Annotated in this window: 28 protein-coding genes; 24 read left to right on the top strand and 4 right to left on the bottom strand. The window is 47.9% G+C overall.

The window, feature by feature from the left end; translation table 11 throughout:
* Positions 1-46 precede the first annotated feature (46 nt).
* From ant(6) to C7R93_RS04465, 3 genes are all read left to right on the top strand, one after another.
* A complete protein-coding gene (ant(6), locus tag C7R93_RS04475) occupies positions 47-901 on the top strand; it encodes an aminoglycoside 6-adenylyltransferase (protein WP_106837654.1) in 855 nt (284 codons plus the stop codon).
* A gap of 422 nt (positions 902-1,323) precedes the next feature.
* The gene (locus tag C7R93_RS04470) at positions 1,324-1,893 is read left to right on the top strand and encodes an RNA polymerase sigma factor (RefSeq protein WP_106837653.1); all 570 of its coding nucleotides are present in this window, start codon (positions 1,324-1,326) and stop codon (positions 1,891-1,893) included.
* Entirely contained in the window at positions 1,874-3,568 is a 1,695-nt protein-coding gene (locus C7R93_RS04465; protein WP_106837652.1) for a DUF4179 domain-containing protein, read from the top strand. The genes C7R93_RS04470 and C7R93_RS04465 overlap by 20 nt, the downstream gene beginning before the upstream one ends.
* Positions 3,569-3,619: 51 nt before the next feature.
* Here the strand turns inward: C7R93_RS04465 and C7R93_RS04460 are convergent, their stop codons facing one another.
* Genes C7R93_RS04460 through comA form a run of 3 tightly spaced genes read right to left on the bottom strand, consistent with a single transcriptional unit; the run spans position 3,620 to position 5,646 of the window.
* Complete coding sequence (locus C7R93_RS04460) at positions 3,620-4,081, bottom strand: DUF441 domain-containing protein (RefSeq protein WP_106837651.1); 462 nt, start codon at positions 4,079-4,081, stop codon at positions 3,620-3,622.
* Positions 4,082-4,117: 36 nt separating this feature from the next.
* On the bottom strand, positions 4,118-4,834 hold the full coding sequence (locus C7R93_RS04455) for a 2-phosphosulfolactate phosphatase (RefSeq protein WP_106837650.1): 717 nt from the start codon (positions 4,832-4,834) through the stop codon (positions 4,118-4,120).
* Complete coding sequence (gene comA / locus C7R93_RS04450) at positions 4,825-5,646, bottom strand: phosphosulfolactate synthase (RefSeq protein ID WP_106837649.1); 822 nt, start codon at positions 5,644-5,646, stop codon at positions 4,825-4,827. The genes C7R93_RS04455 and comA overlap by 10 nt, the downstream gene beginning before the upstream one ends.
* A gap of 149 nt (positions 5,647-5,795) precedes the next feature.
* On the opposite strand from comA, the gene C7R93_RS04445 reads away from it, so the two are divergent.
* The 21 genes from C7R93_RS04445 to C7R93_RS04345 all read left to right on the top strand — a co-directional run bounded on the left by C7R93_RS04445 (position 5,796) and on the right by C7R93_RS04345 (position 20,645).
* The gene (locus C7R93_RS04445; RefSeq protein WP_007725730.1) at positions 5,796-6,059 is read left to right on the top strand and encodes a YqhV family protein; all 264 of its coding nucleotides are present in this window, start codon (positions 5,796-5,798) and stop codon (positions 6,057-6,059) included.
* Between the two features lie 79 nt (positions 6,060-6,138).
* Positions 6,139-6,618, top strand: coding sequence for a CD1247 N-terminal domain-containing protein (locus C7R93_RS04440; protein ID WP_106837648.1), 480 nt, complete (start codon positions 6,139-6,141; stop codon positions 6,616-6,618).
* Positions 6,619-6,757: 139 nt separating this feature from the next.
* Positions 6,758-7,720 (top strand): stage III sporulation protein AA, encoded by a 963-nt coding sequence (gene spoIIIAA, locus C7R93_RS04435; RefSeq protein WP_106837647.1) that lies wholly within the window; start codon positions 6,758-6,760, stop codon positions 7,718-7,720.
* Positions 7,708-8,226 carry a stage III sporulation protein SpoIIIAB gene (gene spoIIIAB, locus C7R93_RS04430; protein WP_106837646.1) on the top strand — a complete coding sequence of 173 codons (519 nt, stop codon included), beginning with the start codon at positions 7,708-7,710 and terminating at the stop codon, positions 8,224-8,226. The genes spoIIIAA and spoIIIAB overlap by 13 nt, the downstream gene beginning before the upstream one ends.
* Positions 8,227-8,242: 16 nt before the next feature.
* Positions 8,243-8,446, top strand: coding sequence for a stage III sporulation protein AC (spoIIIAC, locus tag C7R93_RS04425; protein ID WP_007725726.1), 204 nt, complete (start codon positions 8,243-8,245; stop codon positions 8,444-8,446).
* Positions 8,447-8,459: 13 nt separating this feature from the next.
* Positions 8,460-8,849, top strand: coding sequence for a stage III sporulation protein AD (gene spoIIIAD, locus C7R93_RS04420; RefSeq protein ID WP_007725724.1), 390 nt, complete (start codon positions 8,460-8,462; stop codon positions 8,847-8,849).
* A 16-nt stretch (positions 8,850-8,865) separates the two neighbouring features.
* A complete protein-coding gene (gene spoIIIAE, locus C7R93_RS04415) occupies positions 8,866-10,050 on the top strand; it encodes a stage III sporulation protein AE (protein WP_106837645.1) in 1,185 nt (394 codons plus the stop codon).
* An 8-nt stretch (positions 10,051-10,058) separates the two neighbouring features.
* Positions 10,059-10,736, top strand: coding sequence for a stage III sporulation protein AF (gene spoIIIAF, locus C7R93_RS04410; protein WP_106837644.1), 678 nt, complete (start codon positions 10,059-10,061; stop codon positions 10,734-10,736).
* A gap of 31 nt (positions 10,737-10,767) precedes the next feature.
* On the top strand, positions 10,768-11,463 hold the full coding sequence (spoIIIAG, locus tag C7R93_RS04405) for a stage III sporulation protein AG (RefSeq protein ID WP_106837643.1): 696 nt from the start codon (positions 10,768-10,770) through the stop codon (positions 11,461-11,463).
* A 13-nt stretch (positions 11,464-11,476) separates the two neighbouring features.
* A complete protein-coding gene (locus C7R93_RS04400; protein WP_106837642.1) occupies positions 11,477-12,151 on the top strand; it encodes a SpoIIIAH-like family protein in 675 nt (224 codons plus the stop codon).
* A gap of 207 nt (positions 12,152-12,358) precedes the next feature.
* Positions 12,359-12,859 carry an acetyl-CoA carboxylase biotin carboxyl carrier protein gene (gene accB, locus C7R93_RS04395; RefSeq protein WP_106837641.1) on the top strand — a complete coding sequence of 167 codons (501 nt, stop codon included), beginning with the start codon at positions 12,359-12,361 and terminating at the stop codon, positions 12,857-12,859.
* Between the two features lie 16 nt (positions 12,860-12,875).
* On the top strand, positions 12,876-14,231 hold the full coding sequence (gene accC, locus C7R93_RS04390) for an acetyl-CoA carboxylase biotin carboxylase subunit (RefSeq protein WP_106837640.1): 1,356 nt from the start codon (positions 12,876-12,878) through the stop codon (positions 14,229-14,231).
* A gap of 69 nt (positions 14,232-14,300) precedes the next feature.
* Positions 14,301-14,717 carry an Asp23/Gls24 family envelope stress response protein gene (locus C7R93_RS04385; protein ID WP_106837639.1) on the top strand — a complete coding sequence of 139 codons (417 nt, stop codon included), beginning with the start codon at positions 14,301-14,303 and terminating at the stop codon, positions 14,715-14,717.
* A gap of 152 nt (positions 14,718-14,869) precedes the next feature.
* Positions 14,870-15,427, top strand: a complete 558-nt coding sequence (gene amaP, locus C7R93_RS04380) for an alkaline shock response membrane anchor protein AmaP (RefSeq protein WP_106837638.1) — start codon at positions 14,870-14,872, stop codon at positions 15,425-15,427.
* A gap of 12 nt (positions 15,428-15,439) precedes the next feature.
* Entirely contained in the window at positions 15,440-15,652 is a 213-nt protein-coding gene (locus C7R93_RS04375; RefSeq protein WP_106837637.1) for a DUF2273 domain-containing protein, read from the top strand.
* A gap of 47 nt (positions 15,653-15,699) precedes the next feature.
* Positions 15,700-16,104, top strand: coding sequence for a transcription antitermination factor NusB (gene nusB, locus C7R93_RS04370; protein ID WP_167402429.1), 405 nt, complete (start codon positions 15,700-15,702; stop codon positions 16,102-16,104).
* Between the two features lie 18 nt (positions 16,105-16,122).
* Entirely contained in the window at positions 16,123-17,085 is a 963-nt protein-coding gene (locus C7R93_RS04365) for a tRNA (adenosine(37)-N6)-threonylcarbamoyltransferase complex transferase subunit TsaD (RefSeq protein WP_106837635.1), read from the top strand.
* A gap of 88 nt (positions 17,086-17,173) precedes the next feature.
* Positions 17,174-18,028: a bifunctional methylenetetrahydrofolate dehydrogenase/methenyltetrahydrofolate cyclohydrolase FolD gene (gene folD / locus C7R93_RS04360; protein WP_106837634.1), complete on the top strand. Its 855-nt coding sequence runs from the start codon at positions 17,174-17,176 to the stop codon at positions 18,026-18,028.
* 112 nt (positions 18,029-18,140) lie between these two features.
* Positions 18,141-19,523, top strand: coding sequence for an exodeoxyribonuclease VII large subunit (xseA, locus tag C7R93_RS04355; RefSeq protein WP_106837633.1), 1,383 nt, complete (start codon positions 18,141-18,143; stop codon positions 19,521-19,523).
* Positions 19,492-19,743: an exodeoxyribonuclease VII small subunit gene (gene xseB, locus C7R93_RS04350; RefSeq protein ID WP_007725705.1), complete on the top strand. Its 252-nt coding sequence runs from the start codon at positions 19,492-19,494 to the stop codon at positions 19,741-19,743. The genes xseA and xseB overlap by 32 nt, the downstream gene beginning before the upstream one ends.
* Positions 19,743-20,645 (top strand): polyprenyl synthetase family protein, encoded by a 903-nt coding sequence (locus tag C7R93_RS04345; protein ID WP_106837632.1) that lies wholly within the window; start codon positions 19,743-19,745, stop codon positions 20,643-20,645. Before xseB ends, C7R93_RS04345 begins: the two co-directional genes overlap by 1 nt.
* A 53-nt stretch (positions 20,646-20,698) precedes the next feature.
* On the opposite strand, the gene C7R93_RS04340 is transcribed toward C7R93_RS04345, so the two are convergent.
* Complete coding sequence (locus tag C7R93_RS04340) at positions 20,699-22,393, bottom strand: M3 family oligoendopeptidase (protein WP_106837631.1); 1,695 nt, start codon at positions 22,391-22,393, stop codon at positions 20,699-20,701.
* Between the last annotated feature and the right edge of the window lie 125 nt (positions 22,394-22,518).

Raw genomic sequence — 22,518 nt, 5'->3', positions numbered from 1 at the left:
CTACATTAAGTGGTACAAAGAAATAGTAGGGTGGAGGGGTACCGCATTGAGAACGGAACAAGAAATGATGAGCATGCTGATCGATTTCGCCAGGAAGGATGATCGAATCCGCTTAGTAACCTTGGAAGGATCACGCACGAACAAAAATATATCCGCTGATTCATTTCAGGATTATGATATTTCGTATTTTGTGACAGAGATGGATTCTTTCAAGGAAAATGATCAATGGCTTAATATTTTTGGGGATCGGATCATGATGCAAAAGCCGGAGGATATGGAGCTTTTTCCGTCCGAATTAGGAAATTGGTTTTCCTATCTCATGCTATTTGAGGATGGAAATAAAGTAGATCTGACGCTGATTCCGATTGACGAGACAGAGCAATATTTTGCAGATAGCGACGGCTTGGTTGAGGTTTTGCTAGATAAGGACGAACTTATCAAACAAGAGGTGCTCGCTTCCGATCATCAATATTGGACCCGGAAGCCAACTGCTAGAGAGTTCGATGACTGCTGCAATGAATTTTGGATGGTCTCTACTTACGTGGTCAAAGGTCTGGCGAGAAAAGAAATCTTGTTTGCGATTGACCATCTAAACGAAATTGCCCGACCGAATTTGCTCCGAATGATGGCATGGCAAATCGGATGTGAGAAAGGATTTACCTTCAGTGTCGGGAAAAACTACAAATTTATCGATCACCATCTTCCAAAAGAAGATTGGGAAACATTACTATCCACTTATCGCGAAAATGGCTACGCAGACATGTGGGAATCGTTATTCACTTGCTATGATCTATTTCGAAAGTACGCCAGAGCGGTGGCAGAAAGTCTCGGATATTCGTATCCCAACTACGATGAAGCTATTACTAAATATGCGGAAAATATCTACCATTCATGGAAGTGATGGATGGAACTCGACCGCCTTTTTCAAGGGCGGTTTTATTTTTGGAAGGTATCAATCCACCAACAAAGCTGGTGAGAAGAAAAAGCACAGGGCTCGTAGACCTTGACAACGCCTACCCAGTCGGAACTTAAAAAAGGGGACCACGCTTGTCGAACACTTCTTCCTTGAGAAACTTCCGCCCGTAGGGTGGCTTTGGCTCGACGGTCCCCTTTTTTAAGTGGAGACGGCCAGTGAATCCCCCATGCTGGCGTGTCAGAGTCGAAGAGAACTGTGCTTTTTCTTCTCCTCCACTATGTTGACTCAAACTTTTTTAAAAAATGCATTCATTCATGGAAAGAAAATCCAAAATGATCCGTTAATCCAAATGAACCTGCCAAAACGAACGCTGCGCAGCGAACTTTTTTGAAATGGGAGGATTTCTTTTGCAGGATGATTGGTTGCTCATTCAACAGGTACAAACAGGGAATCGGGATGCCTACGCGCACCTGGTCGACAAGTACAAAGATCGATTATACAGCTATCTTTATCGAATGACGGGACAGCAGCAGGATGCCCAAGACCTGACACAAGAGGCTTTCATCAAAGCGTACTGTCAACTGGATAAGTATAAGCCGACAGATGCTTTTTTGGCCTGGCTGTATCGGATTGCGTCCAACTTGTGTATAGACGCGTGGCGCAAGAACAAGCACTACGCCAAAACACCTTTGGAAGAGACACGGCTGATTGAATCCGATACACCCGAAAAAGCTTATCTGGAAAAAGAAAAGCAAGATACCTTGCAGCAGCAAATCATGGCGTTGGGTGAAGAATACCGCGTTGTGTTTTTGCTGAAATACTTGGAACAGATGAGCTACAAAGAGATTAGCGAGATTTTGCATGTTCCGGTTACAACTGTACAAATGCGTATCCATCACGCAAAGAAAAAGCTCCGGGCTAGTATCGCGCAAGAAATGTCAGGAGGTGCTGCTATCTATGAATTGCTCCAAAACTGAAGAGTTGCGCAAGTATTTGACTGGTGAGCTATCTGCAAGTGAAGCTAGACTGCTGGAACGACATGTCGAAGAGTGCCTGCTCTGTCAGCGGCAGATGATGGAGGAAGAGGATAGCAGCGAGGAGTTCCCGAGCCTGCACGCGCCAAGCGCGTTGCCCACAGATTTTACTGCCCAGGTGATGACGGCGTTAGAGCAAGTAAAATTGCCAAAGCCAAAACCAGATTGGAAAAAAAGGAGTGTAAACATTTTGAAGAAAACTGCGTTAGCCGTAGCGAGTGTCACGGCAATCATAACATTTGGTTCGATGGTATCCCCGACGTTTGCGAGCTATGTAAACAGTGTCATCCAACAGATAAAAGGTGTCGATCAAGGAATGAAGCAGGCAGCAGAGAATGGCTATGCCCAAGCAATCAATAAAAGTGCAACGGATCAAGGAATTACACTGGTTGTCAAAGAAGTCGTTGCAGACCCGGCGCGGATGGCGATCATTGCAAATATCGTGGATCAAAATGGCAAGCGTATCCCGTTTGATCCGGAAAAAGACGCATTGTCCCTTACTTACAAAACAAAATCAGGTGAAGACCTAAATCCTGGGGGAGGGGGCTATTCCTACGGTGAAGAAGAAGAATATCTTGTCGTCAGCCATGATATTTTCCGATTTCTGAAAGATAGCAAGTCATTACCAGATGAGATGATCGTCGGTGTCGAAGCAAGCATGTTGGGTGGGAAAGAAGGTAGCTGGAAAGTAGAGTTTCCAGTAGATATGAAAAAGGCAAGGGCAGTGGCAAACTATACAGAGGTCGGACAAAAATATATGACACCGCACGGGATCCAGATCATGTTGCAAAACATTATGACGGTACCGAGCACGAGTATGATGGAAATGGAAATTAACTGGACAAAAGAAAGAGAAGAACAAATCCAAAAATGGAAAGAGCAAAACGGTTGGATTGTAAAAGAGCCAAAAACAGGTGTGTTTACAGAAGCGGAGAGGATGGAGAGGTATTTTATCGACATGGGAGTAGCATTCCAAATATTTGATGAAAAAGGGAATGTAGTAGCAGGATGGGACGATGCCATGCATGAAGAACTCAACCAAATCCGAAAGAACAACGTAAAGCATTCGTATCGAGGAAAAGTGCATGATGACGGCAAAGGAGTTACGAAATGGAATGGGATAACTCCGCTAGCAAAGGATCAAACGTACAAATTGAAAATGCATTCCCTGTACCTGTATGAGCCATCGCAATTTCAGGCAACCATCCCGGTGGATACCTTGTTAAAGGATAAGGTGAGCTTGACGAACAATGACAGTACCTATACCTTAACGGGCTTTACCTTAAAAACAACGGAGGACGAAGAAAAAATTGGGAATGAGACCTATTTTGGAAAAGGTGCACTGATTCCGTTCTCGGCTATACTGCCAGAAGGGATCGTTTACACGACTGAATGGTCGGCACTGGATGAGTCCAAACAAACATACAATGTATCTCTTAACGGAACAACATATACAAGAGGTAAGGATGGAAGAGTGCATGTTACAGGAACATTCTTCATCCGCGACCTTGAAAAACAGCCGAAAGAATTAAAGCTGTCTCACCCTATCCAACAACGCCAATATCAAGACCTCAACTGGGAAGTTCCTTTTGAGACATCAAACAACGCTAAACGCTAAAAACAACATAGACAAATCCCCCTCCTATGTAAAAGAGGGGGATTTCACTTTCTATCTGCTTCCAAACCACTCCCACAGCTTCAACACGAAGGCAGTAATACCAGCAGCCATCAAAGGTCCGACGGGAATACCCCGAAAAAACACAATGCCAATAATCGAGCCAATCACGAGCCCAACAATCATATGCGGCTCTGTTCGCAGCAAATCGAGTCCTTTTCCATTCATCCAGGTTGCAATGGCCCCACCAGCCAGTGCGGTTAAGCCGACGACCGTAGTGAAGAGAGGTGTGACGTCTTTCCACGATATTTTTTCGCTGGCGAATGGAACCAGCACGGAAATGGTCAAAAAGAGCAGGCCGAGCTCCAATCCGCGACGTTCTACCGTTGGAAAAAAGCGCTCCAGTGCCGTTAGCTTCAACACCAACAATATACTCGCGGCAGTCGCAATAATTGGTGAGCGCCCAATAAGACCGATAACGATCAGGATGACAAGCATCACTTCTCCAGACATCATTGGCATCAAAACCCCTGTCCCTGTTCTCCTTTCACATTATGAGACAAGGTGTGGGAGTATGCGTTTCTCCTTGATGTAAGGAACGATTTGATACTGATCAACTTGGGAGCAGTACCGTAAATCATTGGTGTGATGATGCTGGACGAGTCTTTTTCCTGTAGTTGTGTGGGGCAGTAGCTCACTTAGTTTTCCAGCATAGTAAAGGTAGCTCGCCTTCAGAACTTCACCCAGATCGCAAATTTGGATGCTTGGCAGCGATTGCTGTGCCTGCGCGATCATCAAGCCGGCAGCCAGACCGTCCTCCAGCGCAAATTCCGACCGGGTACCCGCGCAGTACAAGGTAATATCGAGGTGATGCGAGAGGGCGTGCTTGATGCATGCAGTGGCATTCAAAAAGCAGCCAATCAAAAGAGCATGGGCACGTTCTGCTTTTTGGATCGCGCGAGTCCCATTCGTCGTGGTGAGAATAAGCTGGCTCCCCGTTTTCCCCAGAGCTGCGATTTCGGTTGGTGAGTTGTTGCAGTCGAATTCCGGGATTTTCTTGCAGTGGCGTTCGCCAGCCAAAATACAGTCGTTAGCGCGAAGGGAGTTCGCTTGCCCAATTGTTTCGACCGGGATTACGCTACGAAATCCATTGCCTAATGCGGTGACAATCGTACTGGAGGCACGAAGCACATCGATGACGATGACAACATGTTTACTGATCTGTTCAAAACGAATTTCTTCCACGGTCGGCACCACTTCTATTCGCACGGAAAACACCTCCCTTTCTCCATGAGAAGGGCTGTATCGCCGCGCAATCCTCGCCGTAGCGTCTCCACAGAGAATACATCTGTATAGGCAATATTTCCGAGATTAACGTCGCTGCCAATGGCTTTGATGAAGCAGACCTGTTGATCTTTTTGTGGGGCTTCCCAGATCAGTCGGGAGGCTTTTTCATTGGCTGCTTTGACAATGTCTCGAACAAAGGCATCGTCAATCTTGCCATCTTCATCACAAACACCTACAGTACCACTCTCTCTCGCTTCCACAATAACGTGACTGGCACCATTGTGCAGATCGAAACTGAGCGTCTCCAGCAATTCCTCTCTACATGTGCGATAATCGGCCTCTTTTTTTCCGACCTCAGTGTAGACCACCAGATCATTGTCTAGAGCGTAATTGATGGCTTCCTGACGCTGTGCGAAGGTTAAAGGGAACGTCCCATCGGATATTTCTACCGCAGTAAAACCGAGAGAGTGAATCAACTTCATGTACTCTGCAATCGTATTGTGCTGAATGGCAATTTCAAAAAAAGTTCCTCCTGGCATGATGTGTACGCCATTTTGTTTTGCGAGGGTCAATTTTTGGTTGAGTATTTCGAGTGGGTACAGAGCGATGGTGCCAAAACCGAGTTTGTATAGATCGATATAAGGAGCAGCCAGCGCTAATAAGTCGGAATATGCGGTAAGTCCAAGGCCTTTGTCAATGACCATGGTTAAGCCCTTCACACGGGGCTTCTCTCGTATTCGCCCGGACGGGTTTGCCCAGCTGTCAGGCAAAAACGATTGATCACACTCTACCATCGGCAAGTTCCTCATTTCTTCTAGGCGTATGGTTCAGTGTATGCCTAGTTGAGGGGAGGAGTGAGGGCAAACGCCTATAGAGGTGGTGCAAAAAGTGCTGAAATGAAGTGGTACAGGCATAGAGTGAAAGGAGGGGAGGACGAGACGGTATGTTGGAAAAAGCAATTATGGGTATGGCGGCACTTAGGGTCTTCTCAGGCAGTATCGAGATCATTGCAGCTTTGCTCATTTTAAAAGTGAACCAGGTCGAAAAAGCACTGCTCATTAATTCAGGGCTTGCGATCGTTGGGCCGATCATCTTGATCACCACTACGACAATCGGCTTATTAGGCATGTCAGATCGGGTAAGCTTTGCCAAAATCGCTTGGATTCTGGTGGGGATCTCCTGCATCCTGATTGGCGTCCGCAAATAGTTACCCATTTCCTTCCATTGGTAAATCCAGACACGATGGGGAAGGATATGTGGGAGAGATTGGATGGGAGGGAATGTGGATGCCAGAATCATTGGCGAATCGAATCGCATACTTGCTAGGGTTGGCAGATGGGTTGGAAGTGGGTGAGAAGAGCCCTGAAGGAAAAGTGATGGTAGAGATGATTGAGATTCTAAATGAAGTAGAAGGTCAGCTACGAGAGCTTCACGCGCGAGTGGAAGAGGCCGAGGATTATGTGGAGGCCTTGGATGAAGATTTGGAGGATATTGAGCTCTACCTTTTTGAAGATGAGGATGACTTGTATGAAACCGTTGTCGATTGTGAGGACGATGACGACGAGTACGCGACATTCTACGATTTGGATGATGATGAAGACGCGCAACTATATGAAGGACAAGTCGATCCCCATCTCGATACGACCTACGAGTTCGCATGCCCTAGCTGCCAGAAAGAAATCTATCTGCATGAGGGCAAAGATGAGGAAGGTTTCAGACACTATGTAATAGAGCCGGTGGATAATAAGAAAACGGATAATCGATGATCCCTATAGGAAAAGCTTGCACTCGCGTTTCTAGCACGAGAGCAAGCTATTTTTTTTGCATAAAACCCGTCCACCTCCGCATAGGATGGAGGTAAGTCAGAGTGGACAAAGGCAGAATGCTGCAAAAGGAGGGTACCTGATGAATGAGATCTTGGTGATATTGCCAGCAACATTACGCACGATTTTGACGGCCCTTCCTATCGCGGTAAGAGAGAATCTGGAAGAGATTCGGCTTCGGCAAAGCCAGCCGCTAGAAGTCCGGTTTGGCCAACAATCTAGCTACGTGACATCATCGGGGCAAATCACTTCCATACCCGCTCAAGGATGGCTGTTTTCAGCAGAAGAGGCTGCAAAGCTCTTAAACCAGGTCAGCCAGCATTCTCTCTATGCCTTGGAAGAAGAGTTGAAAAGGGGCTACATCACGGTGGTTGGCGGTCATCGCATTGGCATTGCGGGAAAAGTGGTGCTGGACAAGGGAGAAGTGAAAGGAATCAGAGATGTGACCAGCTTCAACATCCGGATTGCCCGCGAGAAAAAAGGCGCGGCCAAGAAGGTCATGCCGTATTTGTTTGAAGATGGCAACTTGCTGAACACGCTGCTCATCTCCCCACCTCAGTGCGGGAAGACAACCTTGCTGCGTGATATGGCGCGAACTATCAGCTACGGGAGCGAGTGGTCTTCAAGTCGCAAGGTAGGAATTGTGGACGAGCGTTCTGAATTGGCGGGATGCTTGCAAGGAGTTCCTCAACGAGACGTCGGACCGAGGACGGATGTACTGGATGCTTGCCCAAAGGCTGCGGGGATGATGATGCTGATTCGTTCCATGTCTCCTGATGTTCTGATTGTGGACGAGGTGGGAAGAGCAGAAGATGGCGATGCTGTCTGGGAAGCGATTCATGCAGGTGTAGCCGTCATTTGCTCGGCGCATGGAGCAAGCGTCAAGGAAGTGGCCGAACGCCCCATGCTGGGCAAGCTGATTCGATATGGAGCCTTTTCACGTTATATCGTACTCAGCCGCGCTAAAGGTGTCGGAACGATCCAGGCCATCTACGATCAAAGCATGAACCTGGTTGAAAGGGAGAAGGTTGCATGGTCAAGCTGATGGGAGCCGTACTCATCCTGTTTTCGGCGTCGATGGTTGGTTGGCAGATCGGCAAGTATTACGCGAATCGTCCCGTTCAGCTTCGGGCTCTGCTCGTTGCTCTGCAAATGCTCGAAACGGAAATCGTTTTTGGGATGACCCCATTACAGCGGGCGTTTGTGAAGGTCGGTCATCGCGTCTCTGAAGAGGTAGGGAAAGTATTTGTTTTAGCCGCTGAATTCTTGCAAACAGAAAAGGCGCATTCGGCTGAGGAAGCCTTGCAACAAGCAATGAACAGACTCTGGACACAGACCGCCTTGCGAAGACAAGAGCGAGAGGTGCTTGAGAGTCTAGGTCAGGTACTCGGATCATCCGATCGGGAAGACCAGCAAAAGCATTTGCGCCTAGCTGTCACCCACCTGCGAGGGCTGGAAGAGGAAGCTCGTGCAGAACAGGAAAAGTACGAAAAAATGTACAAGAGTTTAGGCTTTTTAGGTGGACTCTTGGTCGTCATCCTGATGTTCTAAAGGCGAGGTGTTCACAGTGGATTTTGATTTGACACCTGTATTCCAGATAGGAGCAGTAGGTTTCATAACAGCCATCCTGCATACGGTCCTGAAGCAGGCGGGCAAGGAAGATATTGCGCATTGGGCAACTCTGGTCGGATTCATCATTGTCCTGTACATGGTGTCCCATTACATCGGCGACTTGTTCTCCGAGGTAAAACGCGTCTTCCTGTTCAACTGAGGAGGGGCTCCAGATGGAGATTGTACAAATAGTCGGACTAGGACTGGTGGCTACGATTCTCGCGCTAGTCATTAAGGAACAGAAGCCGATGTTCGCCTTTTTGCTGGCGATCGCGAGCGGAGTCATCATCTTTTACTTTCTCGTCGGAAAAATAGCAGATGTCATTCGGGTTTTGGAAAGATTGGCGGTTCAAGCAGATTTGAACCTTGTGTTTCTGGAAACGATTCTAAAAATCATTGGAATTGCCTACATTGCTGAATTCGGTGCACAGATGACCCGAGATGCTGGACAAGGTGCGATTGCTTCGAAAATCGAGCTCGCTGGCAAAGTTCTCATCCTGGTTATGGCTGTACCGATCATCCAAATCATTATCGAAACAGTGATCGACTTGTTGCCGGCATAAGGGAGGTGGGATGTCCATGGCACACACTTTCAAGCTGATCCTGTTCTTGTTCCTGCTCCTTGCCTTGTTTCCAGTTGCCGTGTCTGCTGCTGTGACACCCGCGGCCGGTCCGATCAATCAAATCGTGCAACAACAGGTCGATCACTTGCAGCTAGACCGAGTCGAGCAGTACTGGCAACAGTTGCAGCGCGACTATAAAGGGTATTTGCCCGACTTGAAATCGCAAGGCTTTATCCAAATCCTCATGCAGCAAGGTGACTTCAGTGTTTCAGGAGTGCTGCAAGGAATGGGCAAGTTCATCTTTCATGAGATTTTGATGAATGGCAAGCTGCTCAGCTCCATTATTATCATTACGGTCTTCGCGATGATTCTCGAAACGATGCAGAACGCCTTTGAACGTAATGCGGTGTCAACAGTGGCGTACTCGATTGCTTATCTCGTCTTGATGGTACTTGCGATCAATAGCTTTCATGTCGCCATTACTTATGCCAAAGACGCAATCGCGAACATGTCTGATTTCATGCTGGCTATGATCCCACTCGTCATCGCGCTGCTTGCTTCAGTAGGGAATTTGGCATCAGCCACGATGTTTCACCCGCTGATTATCTTCATGATCAACACCAGTGGCATGATGATCTCGTACGTCGTGTTTCCGCTACTGTTTCTCTCAGCCATGCTCTCTATCGTCAGTCTGTTTTCAGAGAGGTATAAAGTAACGCAATTAGCGACCTTGCTTCGCAATATTGCAATGGGTGTCCTTGGCTCATTTCTGACGATTTTTCTCGCCATCATTTCCATACAGGGAGCGACTTCAGCAGTTGCGGACGGGGTCACTCTCCGAACAGCGAAATACATCACGGGCAATTTTATCCCGATAGTAGGTCGTGTGTTCTCCGATGCGGCAGATACCGTACTCAATGCCTCGCTTCTGGTCAAAAATGCCGTTGGCTTGGCAGGAGTTTTGATCCTGATCATACTTTGCGCGTTTCCGGCTTTGAAGATACTGGTACTGGCTCTGATCTACAATCTGTCATCTGCCGTTCTCCAACCGCTTGGAAACAGCCCAATCATCAGTGCGTTAGGTACGATTGGGAAAAGTCTTTTGTTCGTCTTTGCTGCTTTGGCGACAGTAGGCCTGATGTTCTTTCTGGCGATTACGATCATTATTGCGGCGGGCAACATCTCCATGATGGTTCGGTAGGTGATGAGATGACGTGGTTAACACTGTGGTTGAAAAAAATTATCCTGCTCGTCCTTTTGGCTGCCTTCCTCGATCTGATCCTGCCAAATACGACACTGCAACGCTACGTAAAAATGGTGATGGGCTTGATTCTCTTGCTGACGATCATTTCTCCCGTGTTCAGTCTGTTCAGCCTCTCGCAGGAAGATTTGGCCTTTCGTCTGGATCGCTACCAACAAGAGCTGAACAAGCCTGCTTCGGCAGAGTGGAAGCGCATCACTGATAAGCTGCTCGGTCAACAAAATCAACAGATGACCGCTTATGTCCAGTCGCAGGTAGCGTCCTCGGTAAAAGCCAGTGTCAAAGAGCAGTACGGCGTCACTGTCGAAGATGTGACGATTACCGTCAATCAGCAAAATCCGGAACAGCCAACCCTAGAGCGAATCGAGCTGGTAGTCGCTGACACGAACAAGGAAGAGCAAAAAGGGCAGAGCACGATTGAACCGATTAAACCTGTCCAGCCTGTCGAGATTACGATTGGCGAACCGATTGAGATACAGCCTGATCCCAAATCAGATATTGCAGCAACAGCCCATCACGACAATCCACTTTACGCACAAATCACAAACGATGTAGCGAAAGAGTGGGGGCTTTCGAAGAGTCAGGTCGTCATCACGGACGAATCGAAAGAAAGAGAAAAGCAGTAGCGGATACAGTCAGTGAAGCGAGGTGAAAACAATGAACCAATTATGGGAAAAGCTGAAAAGGCTGTTCATGAAGCAACAAGGCGAGGCGATGCAGGAAGAGAAGAAAATCGTAGTGGGGAGCAAGGGCAAAAATCAAAAACTAAAGCCGCTGCATTATTTCATCGTCATATTGGGAATTGGCGTAGCCATCATGATTTTGACGGATTTTCTCAGAGTGGAAAAAGATCAGCCACTCGGATTTGGAGATATAGGGAATGAGGCACCCGGTCCCTCTGGAGGCGATGTAACCTCCCAGGTACTGGGGGGATCACCGACTACGGATGTCATCGCAGAATATGAAAACATTTACGAAACGCAGCTTCGCGATATCCTCGCTTCTGTTGTCGGCGTAGGCGAAGTGGAGGTCATGGTCAATCTGGAATCAACACCAGAGCTGGTTGTGGAAAAAAACCGTAACATTCGTTCCTCAACCAATCAGGAAATGGACAAAGAAAAGGCAACCCGCAATCAAAATGACCAGTCACGAGATGAACAAGTAGTCATCGTCCAAGGTGGGAAGCAAGATGCACCCGTCATCGTGAAGACGCTGAAGCCGAAAGTCCGCGGGGTCCTGGTAGTGGCTAAAGGGGCCGATAACATCCAGGTTAAAGCGTGGATCACTGAAGCCGTACAAAAGGTTTTGGATGTTCCCGCTTATAAAATATCCATTTTGCCCAAAAAAGGGTAGGAGGTAATGACGAATGATTCTGCGAAAGCAAACGGTATGGTTGTTGACAATGCTTGCTGTCATGGTTGTGCTCTCCGGATATTACTTGGTGAAGGGGCCGCAAGAACAGGTTCCAACATCAGGACAAGAGCAAGCCGTCCAGAAACAAGAGCAAATTTCCGGTGTGGTTGTTGAATCCAAGCAAGTCGATCACGCCCCACAAGCAACTCCTGTCGATAAAGCTCCAAAGGCAACTCCGGTAGACGGAACAAGTGGCACTAAGGAAGCAAAAACTCCTGCTGCGCCAGAAGCGAAACCAGCCGCAACAAACACGGTTGTCCCGGTTGCAGAAACGGCGAGCGAAATTTTCCAGGGCTACAAAATGAAACGCGAAGCCATGCTAGCGCAACAAAAAGACGAGCAGCTTGCGATCGTAAACAGCACGGATTCCTCTCCGCAGGCAGTAGCAGAAGCGATGGCGAAGTTTGAAGAACTGTCCAATACGGAAAGTGCTACGATGACTGCAGAAGAAATGCTCAAGGCGAGCGGCTATCAGGATGCGGTAGTTACCGTCCAAAATGACAAGGCGACAGTCATTGTACAAAAAGATAAATTAAGCGCAAACGAGGTCGTGGAAATCATTGCAAACGTGAAGCAGCACTTGAATATCCCGGCGACAAACATTAACGTACAATATAAGTCATCCTAACAAAAGCTGCGATACTTTCTCGTAATAAGGGATAGGAGAAACGGGCATGATGGTAAGGATTTTCTCGCTTCTGTTGGAAAAGAAGCGGGGAAATCCTTTCTTGACGTGGTATAGGCAACAGGCTACCATGGATTTATGGTTTGCCAAAAGGATACATAATGGACTCCACGAACCTTATTGAAAGAAAAGAAGGAGTGCTTGTTCGTAATGAAAATGCATGAAATCCGCGAAATTATTAAGTTAATTGATCAATCTTCCATTCAAGAATTTAACTTGGAAACAGAAGGTGCCAAGGTGTCTTTGAAAAAATCCAATGGTACGGAAACGATTGTCGTAACGCAACCAGCGGTTCAAGCTCCTGTTGCAGCACCAATAGCACATATCCCGGCTCAGCCAGTTATCGCGGCAGCGCCAGTCGTAGCAGAAGCTCCGAAAGCAGCAGCTGTACAAGCATCGGATGAAGCAAATCTCCACAAGATTGTATCTCCAATGGTAGGGACTTTCTACAGCGCACCAGAACCAGGCAATCCGGCTTACGTACAAGCTGGTGACAAAGTGACTGCGAGCAAAGTCGTTTGCATCGTGGAAGCCATGAAACTCTTTAACGAAATCGAAGCAGAAGTAAGCGGCGAGATCGTGAAGGTGCTCGTAGAAGACGGCCAATTGGTTGAGTATGGCCAAGCATTGTTTTTGGTGAAGCCAGAATAAGGTGGGGGAGAGCGGAATGTTTCAAAAAGTATTGATTGCCAATCGCGGGGAGATTGCCGTGCGTATTATCCGGGCATGCCGCGAGCTGGGCATTCGTACGGTCGCCGTATACTCCGAAGCGGATCGTGAAGCGCTTCATGTGAAGCTGGCCGACGAAGCCTACTGTATTGGTCCAAAGGCATCCAAGGAAAGCTATTTGAATATAGCAAACATCATGAGTGTAGCGACCAAGGTAGGGGCAGACGCCATCCATCCTGGTTATGGCTTCTTGGCAGAAAACGCTGACTTTGCCGAGATTTGTACCGCCTGCAACATTACCTTTATCGGTCCAGACCCAGAAGCGATTGTGAAGATGGGGGACAAGTCCACAGCCAAGGATACGATGAAAACTGCAGGAGTACCGACTGTACCTGGTACGGAAGGGCTGATCGAAGATGTGATTGACGCTGTTGTCACAGCAAATGAAATCGGCTATCCTGTCATGGTCAAAGCGACGGCGGGTGGCGGCGGACGCGGGATGCGCGTAGCCGTTAACGACGAAGATTTGGAAAAAGCGATCCGTCAGGCGCAAAACGAGGCGAAGACGGCTTTTGGCAATCCAGGGGTTTACTTGGAGAAGTTCGTGGAAGGTCCACGACATGTGGAAATTCAAATCATGGCTGACAAGCATGGCAATGCCGTATACTTGGGTGAGCGCGACTGCTCCATACAACGCCGTCACCAAAAGCTGATCGAGGAAGCTCCATCTCCAGCTTTGAGTGAAGAGCTGCGTAGGCAAATGGGTGAGGCTGCCGTTGCGGCGGCAAAAGCCGTCTCCTATCACGGAGCGGGTACTGTCGAATTTTTGCTGGATAAACACGGACAGTTCTACTTCATGGAAATGAATACGCGCATTCAGGTAGAGCATCCTGTAACAGAGCTGGTGACTGGCTTTGACCTGATCAAAGAACAGCTGACCGTAGCAGCAGGTCAACCATTGTCCTTTACACAAGAGGAGATTCAAATGGATGGCTGGGCAATTGAATGCCGTATTAATGCTGAGAACCCTGCGAAAAACTTCATGCCTTCGCCAGGTCGTATCACGGAATATTTGGCGCCAGGCGGTTTTGGTGTGCGCGTTGACAGTGCAGCGTATGCGGGATATTCCATTCCGCCATACTACGACTCTATGATCGCCAAACTGATTGTGTGGGGCAAGGATCGTAACGAAGCGATTGAGCGCATGAAACGCGCCTTGAGCGAATTTGTTGTAGAGGGTATTACGACGACGATTCCATTCCATTTGAAGGTAATGGAGCACGAAGTATTTGTCAGCGGGAATTTCGATACGAAATTCTTGGAAACCTACGACTTGAACCTGGATGAAGAGTAAGTAGGGCTGATTTGTAAAAATACGGTGTGCTTGGTATAATGAAATACAAATTAGAGGGAGGTGCGAAGCATGGAAGAGTTTACTCCAGATTTAGATAGAACAGAACTTGGTAAGGTCCAGATCGCTCCCGAAGTGTTGGAAGTGATCGCCGGCATGGCTGCGTCCGAAGTAGAAGGTGTGGCGCAAATGAGCGGCGGTTTCGTAGGAGAAATAGCTGAACGTTTAGGCCGTAAAAATATAGCGCGTGGTGTGCGTGTAGAGGTTGGCTCCCGTGAAGCAGCGGTGGATGTCTCTATCATTGTCAAATACGGACATCGCATCCCGGAAGTCGCTCGAAATATTCAAGATAGTGTACGCAATGCGATTGAGACCATGACAGGCCTTTCAGTAGTAGAAGTAAACGTACATATCGTTGATGTTGAGTTGAAAGCTGAAGAAAAAGCGCCGGCACCAGTACCGGTCGAAGATCACCAGCGCGTGCGCTAACAAGCAGCGGATGGATGCCCCCTACGAACAGGGGGCATTTTCCTCATTTGAAAACCTGATTTTATTTAGGCTTTCAGCGTAAATTCATGGAGTTTTCCGGAGCGTGCCGTGTTTGGCTCCTTTTTCAAACATGGCTGAAAGGAGAGGTGCTTGTGAACTTGTTTGACCGCTTTATCTTGACGATTTACAGCTTTGCGCTCATTGTTTTGTCCTGCATAGTGATAGCAGCTACCAGCGGACTGATCCCGCAAGATTTTTTCCGTCCATACGTGGATCAGATGCTGGCGGGTACGAACATCACCTATCTCATTGTCGCGATTATTTTCCTCGTAGTCAGCCTTCGCTTCTTTTTCAGTTCTTTTCGCTCTAACAAGCCTAAAGTAGAACGGGGAATCCGTCAGCGCAGTGATTTGGGTGAGGTTAACATTACGATTCAGACGATCCAGACCATTGCTGAGCGTGCAGCCCGCCGTGTAAAAGGAGTGCGCGATATGAAAACGACAGTCAAAGCACTCGAGAGCGGCAATATTATCACCCTGCGCGTTTCGGTAGATGGAGAAACGCCATTGCCTGAACTGACACAGAAGCTACAGGCTGACGTGAAGGAGCAAGTCGAAGGGATTGCTGGTGTTGTCATTTCCGAGGTGGCCATTGTCGTGACGGAAGTAGCTCAGCAGGAAAATTACGCGGCTCGTAAACGGGTGGAATAGAAGGTGAAGTCCATGGTGTGGGAGTTATTGTGGGAACACAAGGGGAAGCTAATGGGGATTTTGGCCGGACTTTTTTTCGGCATCATCTACCTTCTCGCCGGATTTTGGGATACACTGGTTTTGGTTGTGCTTGTCGGGACCGGTTATTATATTGGTCGCAAGCTCGATCATAAAGAGGACTTGCGTGAGATACTCGACAAAATTTTGCCAGGCAAGTTTCGGTGACATAAAGAAGGTCCGAGCTCAATTTAATTAGTAGGTGAATGAATGGTATGAAACGACGAACAGCACGAGAAAAAGCAGTCCAATGTCTTTTCCAAATCGATATGGCAGAGGTTCCGCTAACGGATGCGGTTGCCCTCGTAATGGAAGAATCCGAGGAAAATGCGCAGTACTTGCGTTATCTCCTCGACGGTGTAATGAAAAACTTGACTGAGATTGATTCAGAAATCAAGAAGTATCTGCGTGGATGGCAATTGGAACGGATTGCCAATGTAGATCGAGCTATTCTTCGTCTGGCGTTTTACGAGATCATGTTCGAGCAAGACACTCCTGACAAAGTCGTGATGAACGAAGCGATTGAAATCGCGAAGCTCTTTAGCGACGAGCAGTCCCACCGATACATTAACGGTGTGTTGTCGAGCTTCTTGCAATCGCGTGAAACCAAGCAGGCGTAATAGGTAGGAGATACAAGCATGAGTAAGGTAATGTTGGGCATCGACACGAGCAATTACCGGACATCACTGTGCTTGGCTCAGGAAGACGGCCAAATTGTCGCAGAAGCAAAACGCCTTCTAAAAGTAAAGGAGGGCAAGCGCGGACTGCAGCAATCTGAAGCCGTCTTTCAGCATGTGATGAACCTGCCGGAACTAAGTGAAGAGATGAAGTGGAAGGATTACGAGATTGCAGCGATTTGCGTAAGCGAGAAGCCCCGTCCGCAAGACGGATCGTATATGCCTGTATTTAAGGTAGGAGAGGGCTTGGCGAAATCGTTGGCGACTTATTTGCGCGTTCCCATGCATTTGACGACTCATCAAGAGGGACATATCGCGGCGGGGGAATATACCGCTGAGGTACGTCCGGCAGAGGACCGCTTTTTGGCTGTGCATTTGTCTGGAGGCACCAGCGAATTGTTATTGTGCGAGCGTCATGCAGCGGGTTATGCCATTGAGAAGATCGGCGGGACGATTGATCTGCACGCTGGGCAGCTGGTGGATCGGATTGGTGTGGCACTCGGTCTGTCCTTTCCTGCCGGTCCTGCTTTGGAGCAATTAGCCAAGGAATCAACAGGTGCATTTCGGATTTCTTCTGCGGTGGATGGGCTTTCCTTTAGTTTTTCTGGTCCAGAAGCGTCGCTTTTGCGTGAAGTGGAGAAAGGAAAGACGAGTCCTGCTGAGATTGCACGGGCGACAGAGCAATGTATTGCCAATACACTTGAAAAGTCATTGCGCCATGCAGTAGAGCAAGGCTACCCGAAGGACATCTTGATCGTTGGAGGAGTAGCTGCTAATTATTACATACGTGAGAGGCTAATCAAACGCCTGCAACACCCTGCTGTGAAGGCGAACCTGTACTTCTGTGACCCCGTTTACTCCGGTGACAACGCCTATGGAGTCGCTATGTTGGGGTGGATGAAGCAAAAGACGAACATTAAATAATTACGAACTTTTTATAATTCGGCTTTACAGCTGAGGGGGAAATCGGTACACTTAACGTATCGACGTTGATAAAGGAGGCTTTTTCTCCATGGCTGCAACCATTCTCCAGGGAAAAGAAGTAGCGCAGAGCATTCGGGCCGAATTGGCGAACGAAGTAGCTGAATTGAACAAACAAGGGATCGTACCGGGTTTGACTGTTGTCATTGTTGGCGACGACCCGGCTTCTCACTCCTATGTACGTGGGAAGGCAAAAGGCTGCGAGGAAGTCGGCATTTCATCCGAGATCATCATGAAGGACGCTGACATCACAGAGGAAGAGTTGTTGATTATCATTCAACAGTTGAACGAAAATCCGAACGTTAATGGGATTTTGGTTCAGCTTCCTCTTCCTGCTCATATTTCAGAGCATGCGGTAATCGAAGCCATTGCCCCTGAAAAAGATGTGGACGGTTTCCATCCGATTAGCATAGGAAACATGGTATTGGGAAATGAAACGATGCTTCCTTGCACGCCGCACGGGATTATTGAATTGATCAAGCGCACAGGAACCTCGATGGCAGGCAAGCATGCAGTGGTGATCGGGCGAAGCAACATCGTTGGTAAGCCAGTCTCATTGCTCCTGCAACAGGAAAATGCTACGGTAACCATGTGTCATTCTCGTACGCAAAATCTCGAGGATTACACCCAAAAGGCAGATATCCTCGTGGTAGCAACTGGTCGGGCTCATATGATCGGCAAGGAGCATGTCAAACCGGGCGCCGTCGTCATTGACGTTGGTGTGAACCGCATCGAAACGGGTAAGCTGGTTGGAGATGTCAAGTTCGACGAGGTCAAAGAAGTGGCTAGCTTTTTAACCCCGGTTCCAGGCGGTGTTGGCCCGATGACGATTACGATGCTGCTAAAAAATACGGTTGTGGCAGCCAAAAAGCAAGCAAAACAATAGAAGAAAATCTGCAATATATTATAGAATGGATAAGGCATAAGCTTTATCCATTCTTTTGCATAGTTCTTGTTACATGCATGGCAAAGCCAAGTTTTTGTAAAGGAGGGGCCGCATGGCATTGCAGGATATCTTATCAGTCAGTGATCTCAATCGTTATATTAAGATCGTGCTGGAAAAGGAACCCCACCTACAAGATATATGGGTGAGAGGAGAAATCTCCAATTTTACTCACCATTCCAGCGGTCATATGTATTTCACGCTAAAGGACAAGCAGTCCCGTATCAAAGTCGTCATGTTTGCGAGTTATAACCGTTTCCTGCGTTTCTTGCCCAAAGATGGGGCAAAAGCGATTGTACGTGGGTCAATTTCCGCATATGAACGGGACGGCGCGTATCAGTTCTACGCCAAAGAAATGCAGCCAGATGGTCTGGGCTCGCTTTATTTAGCATTTGAGCAGTTAAAAGAAAAATTGGCGCAAGAAGGGTTATTTGCAGCGGAGAGGAAGCGGATGCTCCCGCGTTTTCCCAAACGTGTCGGTGTCGTCACTTCGCCGACAGGAGCTGCCATCCGGGATATTTGCACGACGATTCGCAGACGGTATCCGCAGGCAGAGATCGTACTTTCACCAGCAGTTGTCCAAGGTGCGGACGCACCAGCATCGATTGTCTCCGCTATTCGGATCTTGAACGATCAGCCTAACATTGATGTTCTCATCGTAGGGCGCGGTGGTGGTTCCATCGAGGAGCTGTGGGCGTTTAATGATGAACACGTAGCGAGGGCAATTGCTGCTTCACTCATCCCCGTCATCTCCGCTGTTGGACATGAGACGGATGTGACGATCGCCGATTTCGTAGCAGATGTCCGGGCAGCTACGCCCACAGCCGCAGCTGAATTGGCTGTACCCCATTATTTGGAATGGGTCGAGAGAGTGCGGCAGCTCGAAATACGGATGCATCGAGCGGTTCGTGGCACTATGACAGAGCAGAGAAACCGTCTGACACGTCTGAGCAATTCGTATGCGATGCGCCAACCGGAGCGGAGGCTGGAGGAAGCCGTAGAACGATTGGATCGGGCACATTTGCGGATGCGTCAATCGATGAAGCATTTGCTGGAGCGAAGACGCGAGCGCTATGCGAGATTAGACGAACAAATCAAGCGCTATCGCCTCGCTGATCAAATCGGGGACAAACGGAAGAATCTAACCAAGCTTCGTGCCACCCTGGATGAGCGGATGCTGGGGCGTCTCAACCAAAAAAGAATGGCTTTCGCAGCTCGTGTAGCTACGTTGGAAGCGCTTAGTCCCCTGAAGGTCATGAAGCGTGGTTTCTCACTGGTTTACTCCAATAACAGACTCGTAAAATCGGTGGAACAGTTTGCTCCGGGCGACGAGATCATGGTACGATTAAGTGATGGCAGTGCAACTGCGCGTGTGGAAAAATTGAATCGGGAGGAGGAGAAGCACAATGGCTCGCAAAAAAACGGAGCAAGAGACTGATATGCAGTTTGAAGACGCGATGAAGCGTCTGGAAGAAGTCGTCAATCGACTCGAAGAAGGGGACATTCCTCTCGAAGAAGCGATTACGCTGTATCAGGAAGGGGTGACTCTTTCCAGAATTTGTGGCCAAAAGCTGGATGCAATCGAAGCGAAGATTACCCAGTTGGTGGAAGAAGACGGACAGGTAAAGCAGAAGGCTTTTCGTGTGGAAGGAGAATAATGATCGGCGTGCATACATTCGAGAGTTATTTGGTAGAGAAGACCAACTATATAGAACAAAGACTCTTGCCAGCACTTGAGCAGCAAGGAGTTCCGGAAAACTTGTATGAATCCATGAAGTATTCGCTCATGGCAGGCGGAAAAAGGTTGCGTCCCATGCTGGTGTTGGCGGTTCTCGAAGCACTGGACAAGCCGATTGAACGGGGTGTGGCATTTGCGGCTGCCTTGGAAATGATACATACGTATTCCTTGATTCACGATGACCTCCCCGCGATGGACGACGATGATCTTCGGCGCGGAAAACCGACGAATCACAAAGTATTCGGTGAAGCAACAGCTATTCTCGCAGGAGATGCTTTGCTGACGAGAGCGTTCGCCTACATTGCAGAAGCATACATGGATCGCTCCGATGTTTCAGCGTCCACTACCGTGAAACTGATTGCGGAGCTGGGAAAACGAGCAGGAGCAACTGGCATGGTTGGCGGACAGATGGCTGATATTGAAGGAGAGAGCAAGCGCCTTAATCTGGATCAGCTCGAATTTATCCATCGTCACAAAACGGGTGATCTCTTGATCGCAGCCTTGCGCGGGGGAGGCTACCTCGCAGAAGCAACCGAAGGACAAATGGAAGCATTGACACGCTATGGTATATGTATTGGTCTTGCTTTTCAAATTCAGGATGACATCTTGAATGTAGAAGGGGATGCCCAAGAGCTGGGGAAAGCAGTTGGCAGTGATGCGGATAGGGAAAAAGCGACGTACCCATCGCTTCTTGGTCTAGCCGAATCCAAGGCACGCCTTGACGAGTTGATAGCAGAGGCAAAAGCAGCACTTGTAGATGCAGGAATCGAGAACTCTGCACTCAGCCCTCTGGCTGACTATGTGCGTGATCGCAATAAATAAGGGAAAGCTGGCACCCCATACGGGAAATGCCAGCTTTTTTGCGTTCCTACCTATTACAAGCTTTTATCATCAATGCTATTTAAAAATTGCTCGATCTCACTAATCACAGATGGTATGCTGTCTTCCTCAAATGGAGAATAGAGCTTCGCTACTTGTACCAGCTCGAGAAACGATTTGCTACCTCCCTCTTGGCAAAGCGTCAAATAATCCTCCCAAGCCTGCTTCGGCTCAGATTGAGCCCGTTTCCAAAATTGGAACGCGCAAATCTGGGCAAGTGTGTAGTCGATGTAATAGAAGGGACTTTGAAAAATATGCGATTGCTGCTGCCAGAATCCGCCCTCCTCAAGATACTCATTCTGTGCGTAATTGCGATGCGGGAGGTACTTGCGTTCAATTTCACGCCAAGCGCGTTTGCGTTCTGCCGGGGTCATATCTGGATTCTCGTAGACAACATGCTGGAATTCATCAACAGACACGCCGTACGGAATGAATTGCAGGCCTCCACTCAAATGAGTGAATTTGTATTTGTCTGTATCTTCCTTGAAAAAACGCTCCATCCACGGCCACGTCAAAAACTCCATGCTCATCGAATGAATTTCACAAGCCTCAGCGGTCGGGAAATGATATTCAGGAACTTCAAAGTCTCGGCTTACATACACCTGAAACGCATGTCCTGCCTCGTGCGTAAGTACGTCGATATCATCAGAGGTACCGTTAAAATTGGCGAAAATAAATGGGAGCCTGTATTGGCTGAGGTATTCACAGTAGCCGCCTGTAGCCTTGCCTTTTTTGCTCAATAGATCTAAACAGTCATTGTCCAGCATGAAGTTGTAAAATTCGTCCGTTTCAGGTGACAGCTCGGCATACATCTGTTTCCCGTTTTCTACAATCCATTCCGGCGAACCTTTTGGGCTTGCATTCCCCGTAGCAAAATCAAAGGAAAGATCGTAATACTCTAGTGTATCAACACCAATGCGCTGGCGCTGACGCTCAACCAGCTTTGACGAAACTGGAACGATATGCTCAAGTACTTGTTGGCGGAAGCTGGCTACCATTTCGGCATTGTAATCGGTGCGGTTCATCCGTGCATATCCTAGCTCCACAAAACTCTTGAAGCCTAGTTTTTTTGCGATGCGTGTGCGTACTTTGACAAGCTGATCGTAAATGCGATCAAATTCGTCCGTATGTTGCTGCATAAAATCGTACTTCGCTTCATTCGCACGCTTGCGTACGTCTCTATCCTTCGAAACGGTAAAAGGTATTATCTCTGAAAGGTTTCGCTCTTCTCCTTCAAACATGATTTTGGCAGTAGCTTTTCGTGCGACATATTGACTGGACAAACGGTTTTCTTCCTGTAAATCAGTGATAACTTCCGGAGAAAATGTGCGGAGTGTGCTCTCTGCGATACGAAACAGCTGTGCTCCCCATTTTGCTTCCAATTCAGCGCGGAAGGGAGAATCGACGATCGCCTGATAATAACGGGAAACGATTCCGGTATACAAAGGAGTTGCTTCATCCCAAAAGTCCTGCTCCGTTTTGTAAAAGGAATCCTCTGTATTGATCGTATGGCGGATTTGTGCGACGTTACGCGTAGATTCCACTTCTTGGCGCAGTTTGTTCAATTGAGCCATGATGATATCTTGCTCAGATAAGCTTTCGGCATTTTGAAACGCTTTCAACAATTGCGAGAATTGTCCGTCTACTTTTTCCATATCCATGCGCTCATACTGAATTTGCGAGAACTTCACGGAGGTCCACCTCTTTTATTCGGATTATGTATTCATCACCATCTTACCAGAAATTGCAAAACTTAACCTCATATTCGTGTATGTTGATCAAAAGTGGTGTTTTTATTAAGAAACCGTTATAATGA

The sequence above is a fragment of the Brevibacillus fortis genome (assembly GCF_003013395.1).
GTDB classification, from domain to species: Bacteria; Bacillota; Bacilli; order Brevibacillales; family Brevibacillaceae; genus Brevibacillus; species Brevibacillus fortis.
This window is presented reverse-complemented; position numbering and strand designations above follow the sequence as displayed.

Coding starts and splice junctions, on each gene's coding strand:
- C7R93_RS04460 (WP_106837651.1), bottom strand. CDS start 4,081: ATGATGTCTGGAGAAGTGATGCTTGTCATCCTGATCGTTATCGGTCTT.
- accC (WP_106837640.1), top strand. CDS start 12,876: ATGTTTCAAAAAGTATTGATTGCCAATCGCGGGGAGATTGCCGTGCGT.
- C7R93_RS04345 (WP_106837632.1), top strand. CDS start 19,743: ATGATCGGCGTGCATACATTCGAGAGTTATTTGGTAGAGAAGACCAAC.
- C7R93_RS04440 (WP_106837648.1), top strand. CDS start 6,139: ATGCCAGAATCATTGGCGAATCGAATCGCATACTTGCTAGGGTTGGCA.
- C7R93_RS04385 (WP_106837639.1), top strand. CDS start 14,301: ATGGAAGAGTTTACTCCAGATTTAGATAGAACAGAACTTGGTAAGGTC.
- nusB (WP_167402429.1), top strand. CDS start 15,700: ATGAAACGACGAACAGCACGAGAAAAAGCAGTCCAATGTCTTTTCCAA.
- accB (WP_106837641.1), top strand. CDS start 12,359: ATGAAAATGCATGAAATCCGCGAAATTATTAAGTTAATTGATCAATCT.
- C7R93_RS04465 (WP_106837652.1), top strand. CDS start 1,874: ATGAATTGCTCCAAAACTGAAGAGTTGCGCAAGTATTTGACTGGTGAG.
- comA (WP_106837649.1), bottom strand. CDS start 5,646: ATGGTAGAGTGTGATCAATCGTTTTTGCCTGACAGCTGGGCAAACCCG.
- spoIIIAD (WP_007725724.1), top strand. CDS start 8,460: ATGGAGATTGTACAAATAGTCGGACTAGGACTGGTGGCTACGATTCTC.
- spoIIIAE (WP_106837645.1), top strand. CDS start 8,866: ATGGCACACACTTTCAAGCTGATCCTGTTCTTGTTCCTGCTCCTTGCC.
- spoIIIAA (WP_106837647.1), top strand. CDS start 6,758: ATGAATGAGATCTTGGTGATATTGCCAGCAACATTACGCACGATTTTG.
- folD (WP_106837634.1), top strand. CDS start 17,174: ATGGCTGCAACCATTCTCCAGGGAAAAGAAGTAGCGCAGAGCATTCGG.
- C7R93_RS04400 (WP_106837642.1), top strand. CDS start 11,477: ATGATTCTGCGAAAGCAAACGGTATGGTTGTTGACAATGCTTGCTGTC.
- C7R93_RS04445 (WP_007725730.1), top strand. CDS start 5,796: ATGTTGGAAAAAGCAATTATGGGTATGGCGGCACTTAGGGTCTTCTCA.
- xseA (WP_106837633.1), top strand. CDS start 18,141: ATGGCATTGCAGGATATCTTATCAGTCAGTGATCTCAATCGTTATATT.
- C7R93_RS04365 (WP_106837635.1), top strand. CDS start 16,123: ATGAGTAAGGTAATGTTGGGCATCGACACGAGCAATTACCGGACATCA.
- spoIIIAF (WP_106837644.1), top strand. CDS start 10,059: ATGACGTGGTTAACACTGTGGTTGAAAAAAATTATCCTGCTCGTCCTT.
- spoIIIAG (WP_106837643.1), top strand. CDS start 10,768: ATGAACCAATTATGGGAAAAGCTGAAAAGGCTGTTCATGAAGCAACAA.
- spoIIIAB (WP_106837646.1), top strand. CDS start 7,708: ATGGTCAAGCTGATGGGAGCCGTACTCATCCTGTTTTCGGCGTCGATG.
- C7R93_RS04375 (WP_106837637.1), top strand. CDS start 15,440: ATGGTGTGGGAGTTATTGTGGGAACACAAGGGGAAGCTAATGGGGATT.
- xseB (WP_007725705.1), top strand. CDS start 19,492: ATGGCTCGCAAAAAAACGGAGCAAGAGACTGATATGCAGTTTGAAGAC.